This window comes from Pseudomonas sp. R1-18, assembly GCF_051132095.1.
GTDB lineage: Bacteria > Pseudomonadota > Gammaproteobacteria > Pseudomonadales > Pseudomonadaceae > Aquipseudomonas.
The window spans coordinates 3,071,157-3,092,500 of the sequence record NZ_CP071658.1 but is presented as its reverse complement, the minus strand read 5'-3'; the positions used below and the strand labels follow the sequence as shown (position 1 = coordinate 3,092,500).

Here is a 21,344-nt window from a genome sequence, read left to right as displayed (position 1 = left end):
AGCCCTTAAGTTGATTTGAGATTAGCGGAACGCTCTGGAAAGTGCGGCCATAGTGGGTGATAGCCCTGTACGCGAAAATCTCTTGTCAATGAAATCGAGTAGGACGGGGCACGAGAAACCTTGTCTGAATATGGGGGGACCATCCTCCAAGGCTAAATACTACTGACTGACCGATAGTGAACCAGTACCGTGAGGGAAAGGCGAAAAGAACCCCGGAGAGGGGAGTGAAATAGATCCTGAAACCGTATGCGTACAAGCAGTGGGAGCCCACTTTGTTGGGTGACTGCGTACCTTTTGTATAATGGGTCAGCGACTTATTTTCAGTGGCGAGCTTAACCGAATAGGGGAGGCGTAGCGAAAGCGAGTCTTAATAGGGCGTCTAGTCGCTGGGAATAGACCCGAAACCGGGCGATCTATCCATGGGCAGGTTGAAGGTTAGGTAACACTGACTGGAGGACCGAACCGACTACCGTTGAAAAGTTAGCGGATGACCTGTGGATCGGAGTGAAAGGCTAATCAAGCTCGGAGATAGCTGGTTCTCCTCGAAAGCTATTTAGGTAGCGCCTCATGTATCACTGTAGGGGGTAGAGCACTGTTTCGGCTAGGGGGTCATCCCGACTTACCAAACCGATGCAAACTCCGAATACCTACAAGTGCCGAGCATGGGAGACACACGGCGGGTGCTAACGTCCGTCGTGAAAAGGGAAACAACCCAGACCGTCAGCTAAGGTCCCAAAGTCATGGTTAAGTGGGAAACGATGTGGGAAGGCTTAGACAGCTAGGAGGTTGGCTTAGAAGCAGCCACCCTTTAAAGAAAGCGTAATAGCTCACTAGTCGAGTCGGCCTGCGCGGAAGATGTAACGGGGCTCAAACCATGCACCGAAGCTACGGGTATCATCTTAGGATGATGCGGTAGAGGAGCGTTCTGTAAGCCTGTGAAGGTGAGTTGAGAAGCTTGCTGGAGGTATCAGAAGTGCGAATGCTGACATGAGTAACGACAATGGGTGTGAAAAACACCCACGCCGAAAGACCAAGGTTTCCTGCGCAACGTTAATCGACGCAGGGTTAGTCGGTTCCTAAGGCGAGGCTGAAAAGCGTAGTCGATGGCAAACAGGTTAATATTCCTGTACTTCTGGTTACTGCGATGGAGGGACGGAGAAGGCTAGGCCAGCTTGGCGTTGGTTGTCCAAGTTTAAGGTGGTAGGCTGAGATCTTAGGTAAATCCGGGATCTTAAGGCCGAGAGCTGATGACGAGTGTCCTTTAGGACGCGAAGTGGTTGATGCCATGCTTCCAAGAAAAGCTTCTAAGCTTCAGGTAACCAGGAACCGTACCCCAAACCGACACAGGTGGTTGGGTAGAGAATACCAAGGCGCTTGAGAGAACTCGGGTGAAGGAACTAGGCAAAATGGCACCGTAACTTCGGGAGAAGGTGCGCCGGTGAAGGTGAAGCATTTACTGCGTAAGCCCTCGCCGGTCGAAGATACCAGGCCGCTGCGACTGTTTATTAAAAACACAGCACTCTGCAAACACGAAAGTGGACGTATAGGGTGTGACGCCTGCCCGGTGCCGGAAGGTTAATTGATGGGGTTAGCGCAAGCGAAGCTCTTGATCGAAGCCCCGGTAAACGGCGGCCGTAACTATAACGGTCCTAAGGTAGCGAAATTCCTTGTCGGGTAAGTTCCGACCTGCACGAATGGCGTAACGATGGCGGCGCTGTCTCCACCCGAGACTCAGTGAAATTGAAATCGCTGTGAAGATGCAGTGTATCCGCGGCTAGACGGAAAGACCCCGTGAACCTTTACTATAGCTTTGCACTGGACTTTGAATTTGCTTGTGTAGGATAGGTGGGAGGCTGTGAAGCGTGGACGCCAGTCTGCGTGGAGCCATCCTTGAAATACCACCCTGGCAACTTTGAGGTTCTAACTCAGGTCCGTTATCCGGATCGAGGACAGTGTATGGTGGGTAGTTTGACTGGGGCGGTCTCCTCCTAAAGAGTAACGGAGGAGTACGAAGGTGCGCTCAGACCGGTCGGAAATCGGTCGTAGAGTATAAAGGCAAAAGCGCGCTTGACTGCGAGACAGACACGTCGAGCAGGTACGAAAGTAGGTCTTAGTGATCCGGTGGTTCTGTATGGAAGGGCCATCGCTCAACGGATAAAAGGTACTCCGGGGATAACAGGCTGATACCGCCCAAGAGTTCATATCGACGGCGGTGTTTGGCACCTCGATGTCGGCTCATCACATCCTGGGGCTGAAGCCGGTCCCAAGGGTATGGCTGTTCGCCATTTAAAGTGGTACGCGAGCTGGGTTTAGAACGTCGTGAGACAGTTCGGTCCCTATCTGCCGTGGACGTTTGAGATTTGAGAGGGGCTGCTCCTAGTACGAGAGGACCGGAGTGGACGAACCTCTGGTGTTCCGGTTGTCACGCCAGTGGCATTGCCGGGTAGCTATGTTCGGAAAAGATAACCGCTGAAAGCATCTAAGCGGGAAACTTGCCTCAAGATGAGATCTCACTGGAACCTTGAGTTCCCTGAAGGGCCGTCGAAGACTACGACGTTGATAGGTGGGGTGTGTAAGCGCTGTGAGGCGTTGAGCTAACCCATACTAATTGCCCGTGAGGCTTGACCATATAACACCCAAGCAATCTGCACGCTTCGAAAGAAACGACCAGATTGCGGTGACTGTGAAGACGACACACACCGAAAACTGCAGCTCACAAACATCACATACCCGATTCGCTGGAACGTCGGCAACGACGCCCCGGCACACCGAATTTCTTGACGACCATAGAGCATTGGAACCACCTGATCCCATCCCGAACTCAGCAGTGAAACGATGCATCGCCGATGGTAGTGTGGGGTTTCCCCATGTGAGAGTAGGTCATCGTCAAGATTCATTCCGAAACCCCATTTGCGAAAGCAGATGGGGTTTTGTCTTTCCGGGATTCGAAACCTATAAGCAGCACTCCTGTGGGAGCGGACTTGTCCGCGAAGACCATCCACCAGGCGATGCCGATGTGGCAGATGTGCCGGCCCCTTTGCGGACAACCAAAGCGCCCACCATTCGCTCCCACAGGCATAAAAAAGCCACCGCGTGGGTGGCTGGGCATTACCAGAATAACTTCAGTCGCCGTAGTACTCGCATCCACTGGTGCAAGTCTCGTGAATCCGAATACGGGATAGCTCCGGAAGAAGAGGCTTCAGCTCGTTCCAGATCCACTTGGCCAAGACCTCGCTGGTAGGGTTTTCCAGGCCAGGGATGTCGTTCAGGTAGTTATGGTCGAGGCGCTCATACAGCGGTTTGAAGATCGCCTTGATTTCCGAGAAATCACGGATCCAACCGGTATGCGGGTCGACGTCGCCGCTCAGATGAATACCGATCCGAAAGGAATGGCCGTGCAGCCGGCCGCACTTGTGGCCTTCTGGAACATGAGGCAGCCGGTGCGCAGACTCAAAAGTAAACTCTTTAAAAATTTCCACGAAGTTTATGCTCTGAAATAATGGCGCTCATGCGAGCATCTGATGCAGACCGCGAGTTTACCAGCAAAGTATTGAAACACCACGCCTGCGCCGGTCGCAGTCATCGGAGTGATGGCAGGTGGCCAGAAATTTTCAGCTTGAGTTAAGTTGTCCTGCGTAAACTGGCACCGACAGAACATATCGCCAACGGAGGCTGATAATGAAGATCCTGACCACCACGCTGGTGGCAATCATGGCTGTTGCAGCCAGCGCCGCTCATGGGCGTGACGTCGACGATGCCGAGGCTCTCAAACTGCAGAACGCCGGCACCATTCAAACGGCGGAAACGTTGCAGCAGGCCGCGCTCGCTACTCATCCCGGTGCGACGATTACGGACACCGAGCTTGAAAACGAATACGGCAAATACATATATCAAGTTGAACTGCGGGATGTAAAAGGCCTCGATTGGGACCTGGAAATAGATGCAGTGACTGGCCAGGTCTATAAGAATCATCAGGACAATTAATGAACGCCAACGTACGTCGGTGCGTGCTCATCGGCTGTGGCCTTGCCTGTGTGGCGGCACATGCCAGGGATCTGAATCAGGATGAAGCGCTGCAACTGAGGCAGCGGGGGGTTATCCAGCCTCTGGAACAATTCATCGAGCGCGCGCTGAGCTATCACCCAGGAGCGCGACTGCTGGAGGCGGAGCTGGAAGAGAAGCACGGACGTTATGTATATGAGTTTGAGCTGCTCTCCCCAAACGGAATTGTGCGCGAACTGAAGTTTGACGCAAGAGACGGACAATTGTTGAAAGACGAGGAAGATTGATGCGGCTGCTGCTGGTTGAAGACAATGTACCCTTGGCCGATGAACTGATTGCCGCACTCGGTCGGCAGGGCTATGCAGTGGACTGGCTGTCGGATGGCCGTGATGCGGTCCACCAGGGTGCCAGCGAGCCGTATGATCTGATCATCCTGGACCTCGGCCTGCCAGGTTTGCCGGGGTTGAGCGTGTTGGAGAAGTGGCGCTCTGGCGGGCTTTCGACACCGGTGCTGATTCTCACCGCTCGCGGTTCATGGTCCGAACGCATCGAAGGCCTGAAGGCCGGCGCAGATGATTACCTGACCAAGCCCTTTCACCCTGAGGAGTTACAGCTGCGTATACAGGGGCTGTTGCGCCGCGCTCGCGGGCTGGCCAATCAGCCGACTCTGGAGTCAGGGGGGCTCAATCTTGATGAAGGCCGCCAGTGCGTGGTTCGCGACGGCGCGGAAATTCAGCTGACTTCCGCCGAGTTTCGACTGCTGCGCTATTTCATGCTGCATCCGGAGCAGATTCTTTCCAAAAGTCATCTCTCCGAGCACCTGTACGACGGCGAGAATGAACGGGACTCCAACGTCATTGAGGTTCACGTCAATCACCTGCGCCGCAAGCTGGGTCGTGGTGTGATAGAAACGCGCCGCGGCCAGGGTTATCTGCTTGGCGGTGCCAGCGCTTGAAGTCCATACAGCGGCGTCTGAGCCTCGGGCTCATTGCAGTGCTTGTTGTAACAGGGCTGGTCATGGCGCAGACCAGCCTCTGGCTGTTCGAACTGGGTTTGCAACGGTACCTGGAGTCAGGCCTTCGCAACGAGAGCGAGAACCTGCTGGTCGCTCTGATTCGCGGGCCGGTGGGCATACAGCTGGACGAACATCGCCTGTCCGCCGCCTACCAGCGCCCGCTGTCAGGCTATTACTTCCGTTTCGATTTCGAGCAAGGCCATTGGCGTTCCCGCTCCTTGTGGGATTTCGAGTTACCGGAACCTGTCGGCACCGGGCTGCACGCGAACTTCGAGTTGGGCCACACAGGGCAGTCGCTGCTTGTCCTGACCGAGGAATATCGCAAGTTTGGCCAGCAAGTCACCATCACCGTCGCGCAGGACTACACCCCGGTACGCGCCAGTTTCCAGCGTCTCCAGCAGATCGGATTCGCTCTGGGAATCGCTGCATTGCTGATTGTGCTGGTTCTGCAGCGGGTAACGGTGCGACGTGCGTTCCGCCCGTTGGAGCGGGTGCGCGAACAGATATCGCAGCTCCAGCAAGGCCAGCGCTCGCAACTGGATGACCAGGTGCCGCTGGAGCTCGAACCGCTGGTTGCCCAGATCAACCATCTGCTCGCTCATACCGAAGACAGCCTCAAGCGCTCGCGCAATGCGCTGGGTAACCTCGGGCACGCGTTGAAGACGCCTCTGGCGGTGCTGCTCAGTCTGGCGTCGAGCGAGCAGCTCGACGCTCATCCCGGTTTGCGCAAGACCCTGCATGAACAACTTGAGAACATCCGGCTGCGTTTGGAGCGCGAACTCAATCGGGCTCGGCTGTCGGGGGACACACTGCCCGGCGCGCGTTTCGATTGTGATACGGAGCTTGCCGGTCTGTTCGACACCCTGCGGATGATCCACGGTGGTCATCTTGAGCTGATCAACGATGTTGAACCGGGCGTGCAGTTACCGTGGGATCGCGAAGACATTCTTGAAATGCTGGGCAACTTGCTCGACAACGCCTGCAAATGGGCGGACAGCCAGGTGCGGCTGTCGATCTTCCCCGAGGAGCACGGCGTGTGCCTGTGCATAGACGATGACGGCCCGGGCATACCGGAGTCGCGGCGTGACGAAGTCTGTAACCGTGGCATCCGCCTGGATGAACAGACCAATGGCCACGGACTGGGGCTGGGTATCGTGCGTGACATTGTCGAGGCGTGGGGGGGACGCTTGAGCCTGCTTGAAAGTCCCTTGGGTGGTCTGCGTGTCAGCATTCAGCTCCCGGATCGAAGCGCCTGCTGATTCGCCACTTGGATAGGAGATGCCTTACAGAAAACAGCGAACGGTCTTAATTTCGCTGGCGTTCAGCCGATATCGAGTCTAGTGGTCCCGACTCCATAAAAATAAACAGGCGAACCTTATGCGTCTCAGTCTGAAAGCCAAAGTACTTTCACTGGCTGTTGTGCCGGTGCTGATGTTTGCGCTGGTCATCAGTGCAACAACCGTGTTCATGTTGCAGACACAAGCCGAACGGGAGGTCAGTGATACGCGGGAGCGGCTGCTCGCCGAGGCCAGAGTCACGCTGCAAAACTACGTGACCGTTGCCCTTACCACTATCAAACCGTTATACGACGCGGCTGCGCCCGGTGATGAAACGGCGCGGGCTACCGCTATCAAGATGCTGTCCTCCGTCAGCTACGGCAAAGACGGTTATCTGTTCGGCTATGACTCCCAAGTGATCCGTATCTTTCGCAGCAACAGCTCCGACGGTGTCGGTAAAAGCTTCAATGATGTTCGCGATCCCAACGGCGTCTACCTCAACCGCGAACTGGTGGCGGTAGCCAAGGCCGGTACTCACTACGTGACGTACGCCTCCGCGCTGCCAGGCAAGACTGAACCCGTCCCCAAGATCGGCTACACCGAGTACCTGCCCAAATGGGATCTGGTCGTGGGTTCGGCCGCGAATCTGGATGGCGTAGAAGCGCAGGTGGCGGCGGTCCGGGAGAATGTCGATGCACGGCTGACGAACATGCTGTACAGCATTCTGGGCATCACGGTGGTGGTCTTGCTGATCATCGCGGTGGTCGGCGTGCTGCTGACCGGCACCTTGCTGCGACCGTTGCGCCTCATGAAAGCCAATCTGGATGACATTGCGGCAGGCGAGGGGGATCTTACGCGCCGGCTGGCGATCACCGGTAACGATGAGCTGGCCGATCTGGCCGGCTCGTTCAACCGCTTCGTCGACAAGATCCACACGCTGGTGCGGCAGATCACCGAAATGACCTCACAGCTGACCGGGCTGGTAGCAGAGGTCTCGTCCCAGGCGCAACGATCAGAGCAGGCCATGGACCGGCAGCGCCACGAGACCGATCAGGTGGCCACCGCGATCAATCAAATGTCGACCGCAGCTCAGGAAGTTGCCAAAAGCGCTCAGGGCGCGTCGGTCGCAGCTCAGCAGACCGATGAGCAAGGCCGTGCCGCCAAGCGCGTGGTTGATGGCAGCATCCGGCAGATCCACTCGCTGGTGGACGACATCCGCAAGAGCGGCACGTCGCTGGACAGCCTTCAGCAAGACGTTTCGTCAATCGTCAGTGTGTTGGGCGTTATCCGCTCCATTGCCGACCAGACCAACCTGCTGGCCCTCAATGCCGCCATCGAAGCGGCGAGGGCAGGGGAGGCGGGCCGTGGCTTCGCGGTCGTGGCTGACGAGGTTCGCGCACTGGCCAGCCGGACTCAGCAGAGCACCCAGGAAATCCAGGGCATGATCGACCGCTTGCAGCAGGGCACCCGCCAGGCGGTGGACGCGATGCAACGCTCAAGCGAGGCCGGCGACGGCACTTCCATGCAGGCTAACGATGCAGGCATGTCCCTGGTGACCATTGGCGAGCTGATCGCAACGATCAACTCGATGAACGCCCAGATCGCCAGCGCGGCCGAAGAGCAGACCGCTGTGGCGGAAGAGATCAACCGCAGTGTTCACCAGATCGCGGTGGCGGTCGAAAGCGTTGCCGACGAAACCCGTCAGGGCGCGCAAACCTCACGCAGTCTGGCCGAACTGGGTTCACGCCTGGGCGGCCTGGTGGCCCAGTTCCGGGTCTGACCGGTAGCTCGACAGGGCGCCGGTCCTGTCGAGCCTGTCTGTTTGCAGGTTGCAGCGCCGCGCACGGCACTCGCGGCCGTCCTGGCTGACTAAGCTCTAGACCGGGCGCGACGCTCGGCCTACGACATGGACAGGACATGAACGAATCCACCCTTCAATACAAGACACTTCTGGTGCTGGTGGTGCTGGTCACCCTGGCATTCATCTGGATCATGCTGCCGTTTTACGGAGCGGTTTTCTGGGCAGTCATCCTCGGCATCATCTTCGCGCCTGTACAACGCCGCCTGCAGCTGCGATTCAACTGGTCCCGCAACCTGACCTCACTGTGTACCCTGATGCTGTGCCTGGTCATTGCCATTCTGCCAGTCATCGTGATCAGCGCCCTGCTGGTTCAGGAGGGTACCGTTCTGTACAAGAATGTCGAATCCGGGCAGCTGGACATCGCCGGCTATCTGGCTGAATACAAGGATCTGCTGCCGGCCTCCATCCAGCGTCTGCTGGACCGCATGGGCATGGGCGACCTCAATGGTCTGCGTGACAAGATTGCCAAGGGCGCGATGCAGGGCAGTCAATACCTCGCAACGCAGGCCTTCAGCTTCGGCCAGGGAACGTTCGATTTCGTGGTGAGCTTCTTCATCATGCTGTACCTGCTGTTTTTCTTCCTGCGCGACGGTCAGGAACTGGTACGCAAGTTGCGCTTGGCGTTCCCGCTGGCTGAACAGCAGAAGCGCCGTCTGCAGCTGAAATTCACCCGTGTGGTACGCGCTACGGTAAAAGGCAACGTCGTGGTAGCCGTGACTCAGGGCGCTCTGGGCGGTTTCATCTTCTGGGCGCTGGATATCCCGAGCGCGCTGCTCTGGGCGGTCGTCATGGCGTTCCTGTCGCTGTTGCCGGCGGTCGGGGCGGGGATTGTCTGGGCTCCGGTGGCGGTGTACTTCCTGCTCAGTGGCATGATCTGGCAGGGCGTGGTTCTGGCCCTGTTCGGCGTATTCGTGATCGGCCTTGTCGACAACGTCCTGCGCCCGATTCTGGTAGGCAAGGACACGCGTATGCCTGACTACCTGATTCTGATCTCAACGCTGGGCGGTATGTCGGTCTTCGGCCTGAACGGTTTCGTGATCGGGCCGCTGGTCGCCGCCTTGTTCATGTCGACCTGGGGCCTCTTTTCAGGTGCCAAGAAAACGGTGCGCCTGCCGGGCTGACCAAAGCGGAGACGAAAAAAAACCCTGCTCATGAGCAGGGTTTTTTTGTTTACGCCCGATCAGCTCGCCATTTGCAGGCCGGCGTTTACCACCAGATCCAGCAGCGGCTGCGGGTAGACACCGAGCACGAAGGTCAGGATGGCCACTGCCAGCAGCATGACGCCGCCAGTGCGTTGCGCCCAGTTGAACGCCGCATCGTGACGCGGCATCTGGTTATCCACCAGATACATGGTGACCATGACGCGCAGGTAGAAGAACAGGCCGATGGCGCTGCCCAGCACCAGTGCGCCGATCAGCCACCACAGCTGCGATTCGACACCAGTCGCGATCATGTAGAACTTGCCGATGAAGCCTGCGGTGAGCGGAATGCCGGCCAGCGACAGCATCATCAGCGTCATGACGGCTGTCAGGTAAGGGCGACGCCAGAACAGACCACGGTACTCGAACATTGCGTCGGCATCGCGACCGCTGTATGGCGAGGACATCATGGTGATCACGCCGAATGCGCCGAGCGACGTCAGCACGTAGGTTGCCAAGTACACGCCAATGGCTTCCACCGCCATGCCCTTGCTGGCGACCAGGGCAATCATCAGGTAACCGAAGTGCGAGATGGACGAATAGCCCAGCAGACGCTTGAGGTTGTTCTGAGTCAGAGCCAGCAGGTTGCCGACCAGAATCGACGCGACGGCGATCACCGCCAGCACATCATGCAGAACGCCGCTGCTGGCTGCCGGAGAGATCTGGAACAGCCGCACCAGCACGGCGAACACCGCCACCTTGCTGGCGGTAGCCAGGAAAGCCGCAACCGGCGCTGGCGCACCTTCATAGACGTCCGGTGTCCACAGGTGGAACGGCACCAGCGACAGTTTGAACGCCAGCCCGACCACCATCATCGCCAGACCCAGGCTTGCCAGTGCGCTTGGCATACCGGTAGCAGCGATGGCCTTGCCGATACCGGTGAAGGTCAGCGCGCCAGCGTCCGCGTAGAGCAATGCCATACCGAACAGCAGGAAAGCGGAACCGGCTGCCGACAGCACCATGTACTTGATGCCGCCCTCCAGTGAACGCTTGTTGAAGAACGCGTAAGCCACCAGCCCATAGACCGGCACCGAAAGCAGCTCCAGACCAATGAACAGGCCTGCAAGGTGCTGCGCGCTGACCAGCACCAGACCGCCGGCGGCGGCCAGCAGAATCAGAAGATAAAGCTCTTCACGGTTGCCTGGGTAACCGACCTTGTTATCGCCCAGGTAGGCGTGTGCCATGGTCACACACGCCAGGGTAGAGGCGAGGATGATCGCCATGTACAGGCAGGCGAAGCTGTCGATCTGCAGCAACGGCGTAACCGCCAGTGGCGCGACCTTCAACGCCGGGTAAATCGACAGCAAGGCCAGATTAAGGCCGCCCACCGACAGCAGGAAGGTTTGGGAGTGATTGCGGCGCCATGCGATCGCCAGCATGACCACGACAATCGTGATGCTGGTGATGAGCAGAGGAGCAAGCGCAATAAAGTGTTGAATCGTCAGGTCCATAGCGCTCTTACCGGGCCGAAGCGAGTTGAGTGAAGGCAGTGCCTAGCCATTGCTGCACGCCATGCATGGTCGCAGCAGAGGTGTCGAGGAACGGCTGCGGGAAAACCCCCAGCACAATCAGCAACACGGCCAGGCCCAACACCATGATCAGTTCCCGTCCGTCCATGCCCCTGAGAATCTCGTCGGACTTGGACGGGCCGAAGTAGGCACGGTGAATCATGATCAGCGAATACACGGAACCGAATACCAGACCGGACGTTGCGACGGCGGTGACCCACGGCGAGCTGACGAACGAGCCCAGCAGAATCAGGAATTCGCCAACGAAGTTGCCGGTGCCTGGCAGCCCGAGCGAGGCGGCCGCGAAGAACAGGCTGATGGCCGGCAGGTACGCGATGCGCGACCACAGGCCGCCCATCTCACGCATGTCGCGAGTGTGCAGGCGCTCGTACAGCTGACCGCTGAGGATAAACAGCGCAGCGGCCGAAAGGCCGTGGGCCAGCATCTGGATCACAGCGCCTTGCAGCGCTTGCTGGCTACCCGAATAGATGCCGATCAGCACGAAGCCCATGTGCGAGACGCTGGAGAACGCAATCAGACGTTTGATATCGGTCTGTGCGAAAGCCAGGAATGCACCGTAGAAAATGCCGATCAGGCCAAGTCCCATCGCAATCGGCGCAAATTCCGCCGAGGCATTCGGGAACAGCGGCAAGGCAAAACGCAGCAGACCATAGGCGGCGGTCTTCAGCAGGATACCGGCAAGGTCGACGGAACCTGCGGTCGGTGCCTGTGCGTGCGCATCCGGCAGCCAGGAGTGCAGCGGCACCACCGGCAGCTTGACCGCGAAGGCAATGAAGAAGCCCAGCATCAGGATGTATTCAGTGCCCGGTGCCAGTTGGGTCTTCAACAGATCGGCGTAGGCGAAGGTGATCACCCCGGTCTGATTGAAGTGCACCAGCACCAGTCCGAGGATCGCCACCAGCATGATCAGACCGCTGGCCTGAGTGAAGATGAAGAACTTGGTCGCGGCGTAGATACGGGTCTTCTTGCCATCCGACGAACTATGACCCCAGAGCGCGATGAGGAAGTACATCGGCACCAGCATCATTTCCCAGAAGAAGAAGAACAGGAACAGGTCGATGGCCAGGAACACGCCAACCACACCGCCCAGGATCCACATCAGGTTCAGGTGGAAGAAACCCACCTTGCGCTGGATTTCTTTCCAGGAGCACAGCACCGACAGCACGCCGAGCAGGCCGGTCAGCAGGATCATCAGCAGCGACAGGCCATCGAGCGCCAAATGCAGGTCGATGCCGAAGCGCGAAATCCACGGGTAGTGGAATTCCAGGGTCCAGACCGGATCAGCGCCGGGCACCGGCGCCAGACTGTAGTTGCCGGTAGCCCAGAGCCAGAGGCCGAGGGCCAGTTCCAGGGTCATGGTCAGCAGCGCGATCCAGCGCGGCAGGGTAGGGCCGAAGCGCTCACCCAGCCAGCACAGCAGGCCGCCGATAAAGGGGATCAGGATTAGCCAAGGCAGAATCATGACGGGCTCAATTCCTTTCGCAAATTCGCAAGGTTCATGTCAGACCGCAACCAGGACGACGGCGCCCAGCACCAGAACGGCACCGGCGGCGATCGAGGCAGCATACCAACGCAGCTGGCCGGTTTCAGTGCGGCTCATGGTGTCATGACCGCCTTTGACCAGACGCGGGATCAGGCCGATGGTGCGGTCGAACGGGTCGCTACGCAGCAGTCGGCTGATTGCCAGATAGGGTTTGACGAACAGCTTGTCGTAGATCCAGTCGAAGCCCCAGGCGGCGAACCACCAGGTGCTGAAGAAACGACCCGGAGCGCTGTCGGCGATGGCCGTGACAAAACGACGCTTGCCCAGGAACAGCAAGGCCGCCAGCAGGATACCGGCCAGGGCGATGGCACCCGAGGCGATTTCCAGACTGTGCTTGGCTTCGCCACCGGCATGCCCGACGCTCTGCGGCAGTACGCCGGCCAGTGGCGGAGTGATCATGGCGCCGATGAAAGTCGACAATACGATCAGCACCGACAGCGGCAGCCAGTGAGCAACACCGTGGCCCGCATGAGCCTCGGTTTTCGGCTCGCCGTGGAACGCAATGAAGATCAGGCGGAAGGTGTACAGCGACGTCATGAACGCGCCGACCAGACCCGCGTAGAGCAAGCCATTGTTCCCGCTGGCGAACGCTTCCCAGAGAATCTCGTCCTTGGAGTAGAAACCGGCGGTCAGCAACGGCAGGGCAGCCAGCGCAGCACCGCCGACGATGAAGCTGGCATAGGCCAGCGGCAGTTTCTTCCACAGGCCGCCCATCTTGAAGATGTTCTGCTCGTGGTGGCACGCGACGATCACCGCACCGGAGGCAAGGAACAACAGCGCCTTGAAGAATGCGTGGGTCATCAGGTGGAAGATCGCGCCTTCCCAGGCGCCAACGCCCAAGGCCAGGAACATGTAGCCGATCTGGCTCATGGTCGAGTAGGCGAGGATTCGCTTGATGTCGGTCTGTACCAGTGCGGCAAAGCCCGCCAGCACCAGCGTGACGCCGCCGACGATCCCCACCAGTTGCAGGATATCCGGAGCCAGCACGAACAGGCCGTGGGTGCGGGCGATCAGGTAAACGCCCGCCGTCACCATGGTTGCCGCGTGGATCAGTGCCGATACCGGAGTAGGACCGGCCATCGCATCCGCCAGCCAGGTCTGCAATGGCAACTGCGCGGATTTACCGACCGCACCGCCAAGCAGCATCAGCGTTGCCAGCCAGATCCAGAAGTCGCCGACCTTGAAGTGCTCCGGCGCGCGAACCAGCAGTTCCTGAACGTTCAGCGTGCCCAGCTGGTGGAACAGGATGAACAGGCCGATGGCCATGAACACGTCACCGACACGGGTCACGATGAACGCCTTCAGTGCAGCATTACCGTTGTTGCGGTTGCTGTAGTAGAAACCGATCAACAGGTAACTGCACAGGCCCACGCCTTCCCAACCGAAGTAGATGAACAGTAGGTTATCGCCCAGCACCAGGAACAGCATGCTGGCGATGAACAGGTTGGTGTAGGAGAAGAAGCGCGAATAACCGGCTTCACCGCGCATGTACCAGGACGCGAACAGGTGAATCAGAAAGCCCACCCCGACCACTACACCCAGCATGGTGACCGACAGGCCGTCCAGATACAGAGCGAAGTTGGGCTGGAAGCCATCGACATCCATCCAGCGCCACAGCACCTGGGTGTAATGGCCACCCTCCGGCGGCGCGACATTGAACTGCCAGATGACCCATGCGGTAACGATGGCGGAGAGACCGATGGAGCCGACGCCGATCAGCGCCGCGAGGTTTTCCGAGATGCGTCCTCTGGAGAAGGACAGCAGCAGGAAACCGATCAGGGGGAATACGAAAGTCAGAAAGAGAAGATTCATCCGCGCATCTCGCTGGCAGCATCGATATCGAGAGTGTGGAAGCGGCGATACAGTTGCATCAGGATCGCCAGGCCGATACTGGCCTCGGCAGCGGCAAGGGTGATCACCAGGATGAACATGACTTGTCCATCCGGCTGCGCCCAGCGACTACCGGCTACTACGAACGCCAGCGCTGATGCGTTCATCATCACTTCGAGGCTCATGAGCACGAAGAGGATGTTGCGACGCACCATCAGACCGACCAGACCCAGACAGAACAGGACACCGGCAACCGCCAGTCCGTGTTCGAGGGGGATAGCATTCATGGCTTGACTCCTTCTTGCCGGGCTTCTTCACGACCGAGATGGAACGCGGTCACCGCTGCGGCGAGCAGCAGCATCGAAGCCAGTTCCACTACCAGCAGGTACGGACCGAACAGGCTGATCCCGACGGCCTTGGCGTCGACGGTGGTGTGCCCGATGGCGGCGCCGGTCGGGTTGCCGAACAGTACGTACAGCAACTCACCCAACAGCAGCACACCCAGAAGCACGGGGCCGAGCCAGATGCCGGGTTTGAGCCATGTGCGCTCCTGATCGACCGAAGTCGGACCCAGGTTGAGCATCATGACCACGAACACGAACAGCACCATGATTGCGCCGGCGTAAGCGATGACTTCCAGCACGCCTGCGAAGGGCGCGCCGAGAGCGAAGAACGTCATGGCGACGGCGATCAGGGAAATGATCAGGTAGAGCAGGGCGTGCACTGGATTGGTGTTCGTGATGACCCGCAGGGTAGACACGACCGCAATGCCAGAGGCGAAATAGAAAGCGAATTCCATCGTGACTTCCTTAGGGCAGCAAGCTCTTCACGTTGATCGGCTCGGCTTCGTTCTGCGCGGCGCCTTTTGGCTTGCCGGCAACGGCCATGCCTGCGACGCGATAGAAGTTGTATTCCGGGTACTTGCCAGGGCCTGAGATCAGCAAGTCTTCTTTTTCATAGACCAGATCCTGACGCTTGAACTCGGACATTTCGAAATCCGGCGTGAGCTGGATCGCGGTGGTCGGGCAAGCTTCCTCGCACATGCCGCAGAAGATGCAGCGCGAGAAATTGATCCGGAAGAACTCCGGGTACCAGCGACCGTCTTCGGTTTCGGCTTTCTGCAGCGAGATGCAGCCGACCGGGCACGCCACGGCGCACAGGTTGCAGGCTACGCAGCGCTCCTCGCCGTCCGGGTCGCGGGTCAGAACGATCCGGCCGCGGTAGCGTGGCGGCAGGTAGACCTGTTCTTCAGGGTATTGCAGGGTGTCGCGTTTGCGGAATGCATGTGAGAACACCATCACCAGGCTGCGAAGCTGGGTGTAGGTGCCATGCACGATGTGCCAGAGATACTTGAGCATGGTTAGGTCCTCACTGACCTGCGGCAGGCGTGTTCAACAACACGATTGCGGCAGTTACCAGCAGATTGATCAGGGTCAGCGGCAGGCAGAATTTCCAGCTGAAATCCATCACCTGGTCATAGCGCGGGCGCGGGATGGAAGCGCGCAGCAGAATGAACAGCATGATGAAGAACGCGGTCTTGAGTGCGAACCACAGGAATGAAAGCGAAGGCAGGATGCCGAACGGACCGTGCCAGCCACCGAAGAACAACGTCACCAGAAGGGCCGAGATCAGCACGATGCCGATGTATTCACCCACGAAGAACATGCCCCATTTCATGCCGGCATATTCGATGTGGTAGCCGTCGGCCAGTTCCTGTTCCGCTTCGGGCTGGTCGAACGGGTGACGGTGGGTCACGGCGACGCCGGCGATAAAGAAGGTACAGAAACCCAGAAACTGCGGAATGATGAACCACAGGTTCTGTGCCTGGTATTCGACGATGTCACGCATGTTGAACGAACCGGCCTGGACCACGACGCCCATCAGCGCCAGGCCCATGAACACTTCATAGGACACGGTCTGGGCCGAGGCGCGCAGGCTGCCGAGCAGAGCGAACTTGTTGTTGCTCGACCAGCCGGCGAACAGCACCGCGTAGACCGACAGGCCGGCCATGGCGAAGAAGAACAGCAGGCCGATGTTCAGATCGGCGACGCCCCAGGTCGGGGTGATCGGGATGATGGCGAAGGCGATCAGCAAGGCGCTCATGGCCACCACCGGCGCCAGGGTGAAGATCATCCTGTCGGCGAACGGTGGGTTCCAGTCTTCCTTGAAGAACATCTTGATCATGTCGGCCGCGATCTGGAAGGCGCCAAACGGGCCGACGCGGTTCGGACCGTAACGGTCCTGCCATAGCGCCAGCAGACGACGCTCTACCCAGCTGAGCAAAGCGCCGCAGACCACCACGGCCAGCAGGATCACGACGGCCTTGAGCACCGAGACGATCACGTCGACCACTTCAGGGGTAAACCAGGTCATAGCGCTGCCTCCTGCAGACCATCAACGGTTTTGCCGAATACCGCCGCCGGGATGCCAGCCAGACCGACCGGCAGGGCAACCAGTCCGGCACCGAGCTCTTCGTTGATACGCAGCGGCAGACGCAAGGTCTGGCCGGCGACACTCACGCTGAGCAGCGCGCCATCGTTGACGCCCAGTCGATCGGCTTCCGATTTGGCAAGCGCCACGTAGGCCTCAGGAATGCGCTCCTGTACAGGCGCGGCGAGGGCAGAGGTTTCGTCGCTGCCGAACAGGTGGAAGAACGGCACCACTTGCCAGGTGCCGCGCTGCGGCGAGAAGGCACGAGGTACACCGGCAAACCAGCTCAGACCATCACCTTTGCTTTCGATCAGGCGCGTGCCCGGATCACCGGCACGCAAGTGACCACCGACTTCGTCCTGGAACTTGTTCCAGGCTTGCGGCGAGTTCCAGCCCGGAGACCAGGCGAACGGCACCTGCTGGCGCAGTTCGGCGGAACCCGAATAGCCTTCCATCGAGAACGCGAACGCGGTGTCCTTGTCCTGCGGAGTGCGTGGCTCATGCACACTGATATTGGCGCGCATGGCGGTCCGGCCGCTGTAACGCAGAGGTTCGCGAGCCAGCTTCTGGCCCTTGATGCGGAACGACGCCGAAGGCGCTGCGTTGACGATGCCCGCCAGTTGAGCGGAGCTGGCCGCACAGGCTTCGGTGACATGGTCCAGTTGCGTCCAGTCCACCGGCTTGTTCAGCAGGGTCGCACGCAGGGCATGCAGCCAGCGCCATCCTTCATGGACCAGAATGCCGGCGTCCATGTAGGTCGGATCGAATACCTGGAAGAAGCGCTGGGCGCGGCCTTCCTGGCTGACCAGCGTACCGTCGCCTTCGGCGAAGCTTGCCGCAGGCAGCACCAGATGCGCGCGGTCGGTGGTCCGAGTCTTTTGATGGTCGGCGACGATGACCACCTTGGCCGCATTGAGTGCAGCGTCGACGGTGGCGGCATCGACGCGGCGATACAGATCGTTTTCCAGCACGACAATGGCGTCGGCCTGACCGGAAATCACCGCCTGCAACGCCGCGTCAACCGAATCGCCACCGAACATGGCAAGACCCATGCTGTTGGCTTCCGGCACGATCAGGCTGATCGAGCCTTGCTTGTCACGCAGCTTCAGAGCCTTGGCGATGTTCGCCGCCGCCTCGATCAGTGCGCTGGAACCCAGCGAACTGCCGGAAATGATCAGCGGACGCTTGGCCGCGAGCAGCGCTTCGGCGATGCGCTGCGCCAGTTCCAGCGCTTCGCTGTCCAGGCCTTCGACCGCGGGCGCGCTGGCGTCAATGGCGTGAGCTACTGCGAAACCGATACGGGCCAGATCGTCCGGCGCGGCATGGACGCATTCCTGCGCGATGTCATCCAGACGGGTCTCGGCCAGACTGGCAATGAACAGCGGGTTCAGCTCGTGCTGGCCGATGTTTTTAACGGCGGCGTCGAGCCACGGCTGGACCTTCATCGCCGCAGCCATGTCTTCAGCCTTGCCTTTGACCGCCTGACGCAGGCCAAGCGCCATGCGCGCGGCGGTCTGAGTGAGGTCTTCACCCAGCACGAAAACAGCGTCGTGGTCTTCGATGTCGCGCAGCGTGGGAATCGGCAGCGGGCTGTCGTTCAGCACCTGAAGAATCAGGCGCAGGCGCTCCAGCTCACCGGCTTCGATACCGCTGTAGAAATGCTCGGCGCCGACCAGTTCGCGCAACGCGTAGTTGCTTTCGAGGCTGGCGCGGGGCGAACCGATGCCGACGATGTTACGACCGCGCAGCAGGTCGGCGGCCTTGTCGAGTGCGTCATCAAGGCTCAGCTTGACCTGACCGTCGGCCAGCAGCGGCTGACGTGGGCGATCCTTGCGATTGACGTAGCCGTAGCCGAAGCGGCCGCGGTCACACAGGAAGTACTGGTTGACGGAACCGTTGTAGCGGTTTTCGATGCGACGGATTTCGCCATAACGCTCGCCGGGGCTGATGTTGCAGCCGCTGGAGCAGCCGTGACAGATGCTCGGAGAGAACTGCATGTCCCACTTGCGGTTGTAGCGCTCGGAGTGGGTCTTGTCGGTGAACACGCCGGTCGGGCAGACCTCGGTGAGGTTGCCGGAGAACTCGCTTTCCAGCGTGCCGTCTTCGACGCGGCCGAAGTACACGTTGTCGTGGGCGCCATACACACCCAGATCCGTGCCGCCCGCATAGTCCTTATAGAAACGGACGCAGCGATAGCAGGCGATACAGCGGTTCATTTCGTGCGCGATGAACGGACCCAGTTCCTGGTTCTGGTGGGTACGCTTGGTGAAGCGATAACGGCGCTCGTTATGGCCGGTCATCACGGTCATGTCTTGCAGGTGGCAATGACCGCCTTCCTCGCAGACCGGGCAGTCATGCGGGTGGTTGGTCATCAGCCATTCGACGACACTGGCGCGAAACGCCTTGGACTCATCGTCATCGATGGAAATCCAGGTGTTGTCAGTGGCCGGAGTCATGCAGGACATGACGATACGACCGCGGGTGTCATTCTCGTCGGTGTACTGCTTGACCGCGCACTGGCGACAGGCGCCGACGCTGCCAAGAGCGGGGTGCCAGCAGAAATAGGGAATGTCGAGGCCCAGCGACAGACATGCCTGTAACAGGTTGTCCGCGCCATCGACCTCAAGCGCTTTGCCGTCTACGTGGATAGTAGCCATGGTTCAAAGTTCTTCGTTGGCCCGTTGTCAGCGGGCGTGGCTAATGGAATCTCGGTTGTGTCTGCCTTGTTCAGCCCGCGAGGGCGCTGGCAGTTACGAAGTCGACGGCCCGATGGGCCGCCGACCGATGTGTCTTGTTATGCGCCAGCGTTCGTCGGGTTCCTGGCCGTCGCCAGCATGGCGCCGGTCGGGGTGCTGACGGGCGCGATGCCCGCTTCGAATTCCGACCGGAAATATTTGATTGCGCTACCCAATGGCTCCACGGCGCCCGGTGCGTGGGCGCAGAACGTCTTGCCCGGACCGAGGAAGTTGACCAGACCCAGCAGCGTCTCGATATCGCCCGGTTGGCCCTGACCTTGCTCGATGGCCCGGAGCATCTTCACGCTCCACGGCAGGCCGTCGCGGCAAGGTGTGCAGAAGCCACAGGATTCCTGGGCGAAGAACTCTTCCATGTTGCGCAGCAGCGAAACCATATTGACTGAATCGTCGACCGCCATGGCCAGACCGGTGCCCATACGGGTGCCGACCTTGGCGATGCCGCCGGCGTACATTTGCGCGTCCAGGTGTTCGGGCAGCAGGAAGCCGGTCCCGGCGCCACCGGGCTGCCAGCACTTGAGCTTGAAGCCATCACGCATGCCACCTGCGTAGTCCTCGAACAGCTCGCGCGCCTGGACGCCGAAAGGCAGTTCCCAGAGGCCGGGGTTCTTCACCTTGCCGGAGAAGCCCATCAACTTGGTGCCGTGGTCTTCGCTGCCTTCGCGGGCCAGCGACTTGTACCAGTCGTTGCCGTTGTTGACGATCGCCGGCACGTTGCACAGGGTCTCGACGTTGTTGACACACGTCGGCTTGCCCCACACGCCCACGGCGGCAGGGAAGGGCGGCTTGGAGCGCGGGTTGGCGCGGCGACCTTCGAGGGAGTTGATCAGTGCGGTTTCTTCACCGCAGATATAGCGCCCCGCGCCGGTGTGCACGAACAGCTCGAAATCGAAACCGGTGCCCAGAATGTTCTTGCCCAGCAGGCCGGCGGCCTTGGCTTCGGCAACAGCACGATTCAGATGCCTGGCGGCAGTGACGTACTCGCCGCGCAGGAAGATGTAGCCGCGATAAGCCTTGAGCGCCTTGGCGCTGATCAGCATGCCCTCGACCAGCAGGTGCGGAAGCTGCTCCATGAGCATCCGGTCCTTCCAGGTGTTGGGCTCCATTTCGTCCGCGTTGCACAGCAGGTAGCGGATGTTCATGGATTCGTCTTTAGGCATCAGGCCCCACTTCACGCCAGTGGGGAAGCCCGCACCGCCGCGACCCTTGAGACCCGAGTCCTTGACGGCCTGCACGATGTCGTCCGGGGACTGTTGCAGCAATGCCTTGCGGGCCGCAGCGTAACCGTCCTTGGTCTGGTACTCGTCCAGCCACACCGGTTCGCCGTCATCGCGCAGGCGCCAGGTCAGGGGGTGGGTTTCGGCGGTGCGCGCAATGCGGTTGGCCGGGCCGAAGGAAGTGATGGTCATAGGTAACCCTCCAGCATCTTGGCAACGCCAGCAGGCTGTACATCGCCGAAAGTGTCGTCGTCGACCATCACGGCCGGGGCCTTGTCGCAGTTACCGAGGCAGCAGACCGGCAACAGTGTGAAGCGGCCATCGGCCGTGGTCTGACCCAGGCCGATGCCCAGCGAGTTCTTGATTTCGTCCACGACCGACTCGTGACCGCCGATGAAGCACACCATGCTGTTGCAGACGCGGATGATGTGGCGTCCGACCGGCTGACGGAAGATCTGGCTGTAGAAGGTAGCAACGCCCTCGACGTCGCTGGCGGGGATGCCCAGCACTTCGCCGATCGCGTAGATGGCGCCGTCCGGCACCCAGCCACGCTCTTTCTGTACGATTTTCAACGCTTCGATGGACGCCGCGCGGGAGTCCTCGTAGTGGTGCATCTCATGCTCGATGGCCGAGCGCTCGGTTTCGCTGAGAACGAAACGGTCTGTCTGGATTAACGTGCTGTTCATGC

At 59.7% G+C, this 21,344-nt stretch carries 17 protein-coding genes, 2 rRNA genes and 1 pseudogene (1 of these 20 only partly in view); 9 read left to right on the top strand and 11 right to left on the bottom strand.

The window, feature by feature from the left end:
* Both J3P77_RS14210 and rrf read left to right on the top strand, forming a co-directional pair.
* Positions 1–2,629, top strand: a 23S ribosomal RNA gene (locus J3P77_RS14210); it begins 264 nt to the left of the window's first position.
* Positions 2,630–2,776: 147 nt separating this feature from the next.
* A 5S ribosomal RNA gene (rrf, locus tag J3P77_RS14205) occupies positions 2,777–2,892 on the top strand.
* Between the two features lie 230 nt (positions 2,893–3,122).
* Here the strand turns inward: rrf and queD are convergent.
* Positions 3,123–3,479, bottom strand: coding sequence for a 6-carboxytetrahydropterin synthase QueD (gene queD, locus J3P77_RS14200; RefSeq protein WP_434677247.1), 357 nt, complete (start codon positions 3,477–3,479; stop codon positions 3,123–3,125).
* 199 nt (positions 3,480–3,678) lie between these two features.
* Here queD and J3P77_RS14195 point away from each other — a divergent pair, with 199 nt between their 5' ends.
* The 7 genes and pseudogenes from J3P77_RS14195 (at position 3,679) to J3P77_RS14165 (ending at position 9,276) form a co-directional block, all read left to right on the top strand.
* Positions 3,679–3,984, top strand: a complete 306-nt coding sequence (locus J3P77_RS14195) for a PepSY domain-containing protein (RefSeq protein ID WP_434677246.1) — start codon at positions 3,679–3,681, stop codon at positions 3,982–3,984.
* The gene (locus tag J3P77_RS14190; RefSeq protein WP_434677245.1) at positions 3,984–4,289 is read left to right on the top strand and encodes a PepSY domain-containing protein; all 306 of its coding nucleotides are present in this window, start codon (positions 3,984–3,986) and stop codon (positions 4,287–4,289) included. Before J3P77_RS14195 ends, J3P77_RS14190 begins: the two co-directional genes overlap by 1 nt.
* Entirely contained in the window at positions 4,289–4,957 is a 669-nt protein-coding gene (locus tag J3P77_RS14185) for a response regulator transcription factor (RefSeq protein ID WP_434677244.1), read from the top strand. Before J3P77_RS14190 ends, J3P77_RS14185 begins: the two co-directional genes overlap by 1 nt.
* Positions 4,954–6,276 (top strand): ATP-binding protein, encoded by a 1,323-nt coding sequence (locus tag J3P77_RS14180; protein ID WP_434677243.1) that lies wholly within the window; start codon positions 4,954–4,956, stop codon positions 6,274–6,276. Before J3P77_RS14185 ends, J3P77_RS14180 begins: the two co-directional genes overlap by 4 nt.
* 118 nt (positions 6,277–6,394) lie before the next feature.
* A pseudogene (locus tag J3P77_RS14175) lies at positions 6,395–7,168 on the top strand (cache domain-containing protein); the annotation flags it as partial.
* Between the two features lie 84 nt (positions 7,169–7,252).
* Complete coding sequence (locus tag J3P77_RS14170) at positions 7,253–8,074, top strand: methyl-accepting chemotaxis protein (RefSeq protein WP_434682018.1); 822 nt, start codon at positions 7,253–7,255, stop codon at positions 8,072–8,074.
* 137 nt (positions 8,075–8,211) lie between these two features.
* A complete protein-coding gene (locus J3P77_RS14165) occupies positions 8,212–9,276 on the top strand; it encodes an AI-2E family transporter (protein WP_434677242.1) in 1,065 nt (354 codons plus the stop codon).
* Positions 9,277–9,335: 59 nt separating this feature from the next.
* On the opposite strand, the gene nuoN is transcribed toward J3P77_RS14165, so the two are convergent.
* The 10 genes from nuoN to nuoE all read right to left on the bottom strand — a co-directional run bounded on the left by nuoN (position 9,336) and on the right by nuoE (position 21,342).
* Entirely contained in the window at positions 9,336–10,805 is a 1,470-nt protein-coding gene (gene nuoN, locus J3P77_RS14160) for an NADH-quinone oxidoreductase subunit NuoN (RefSeq protein ID WP_434677241.1), read from the bottom strand.
* 7 nt (positions 10,806–10,812) lie between these two features.
* Positions 10,813–12,345: an NADH-quinone oxidoreductase subunit M gene (gene nuoM / locus J3P77_RS14155; RefSeq protein ID WP_434677240.1), complete on the bottom strand. Its 1,533-nt coding sequence runs from the start codon at positions 12,343–12,345 to the stop codon at positions 10,813–10,815.
* 39 nt (positions 12,346–12,384) lie between these two features.
* Complete coding sequence (nuoL, locus tag J3P77_RS14150) at positions 12,385–14,238, bottom strand: NADH-quinone oxidoreductase subunit L (protein ID WP_434677239.1); 1,854 nt, start codon at positions 14,236–14,238, stop codon at positions 12,385–12,387.
* Positions 14,235–14,543 carry an NADH-quinone oxidoreductase subunit NuoK gene (gene nuoK / locus J3P77_RS14145; RefSeq protein WP_125832723.1) on the bottom strand — a complete coding sequence of 103 codons (309 nt, stop codon included), beginning with the start codon at positions 14,541–14,543 and terminating at the stop codon, positions 14,235–14,237. The genes nuoL and nuoK overlap by 4 nt, the downstream gene beginning before the upstream one ends.
* Complete coding sequence (gene nuoJ, locus J3P77_RS14140; protein ID WP_434677238.1) at positions 14,540–15,055, bottom strand: NADH-quinone oxidoreductase subunit J; 516 nt, start codon at positions 15,053–15,055, stop codon at positions 14,540–14,542. The genes nuoK and nuoJ overlap by 4 nt, the downstream gene beginning before the upstream one ends.
* 10 nt (positions 15,056–15,065) lie before the next feature.
* Entirely contained in the window at positions 15,066–15,614 is a 549-nt protein-coding gene (gene nuoI / locus J3P77_RS14135; RefSeq protein ID WP_434677237.1) for an NADH-quinone oxidoreductase subunit NuoI, read from the bottom strand.
* Between the two features lie 10 nt (positions 15,615–15,624).
* Entirely contained in the window at positions 15,625–16,629 is a 1,005-nt protein-coding gene (gene nuoH / locus J3P77_RS14130) for an NADH-quinone oxidoreductase subunit NuoH (RefSeq protein ID WP_434677236.1), read from the bottom strand.
* Positions 16,626–19,343, bottom strand: a complete 2,718-nt coding sequence (nuoG, locus tag J3P77_RS14125) for an NADH-quinone oxidoreductase subunit NuoG (protein ID WP_434677235.1) — start codon at positions 19,341–19,343, stop codon at positions 16,626–16,628. The genes nuoH and nuoG overlap by 4 nt, the downstream gene beginning before the upstream one ends.
* Before the next feature lie 137 nt (positions 19,344–19,480).
* On the bottom strand, positions 19,481–20,848 hold the full coding sequence (nuoF, locus tag J3P77_RS14120; protein ID WP_434677234.1) for an NADH-quinone oxidoreductase subunit NuoF: 1,368 nt from the start codon (positions 20,846–20,848) through the stop codon (positions 19,481–19,483).
* Entirely contained in the window at positions 20,845–21,342 is a 498-nt protein-coding gene (gene nuoE / locus J3P77_RS14115) for an NADH-quinone oxidoreductase subunit NuoE (RefSeq protein ID WP_434677233.1), read from the bottom strand. Before nuoE ends, nuoF begins: the two co-directional genes overlap by 4 nt.
* Positions 21,343–21,344 lie beyond the last annotated feature (2 nt).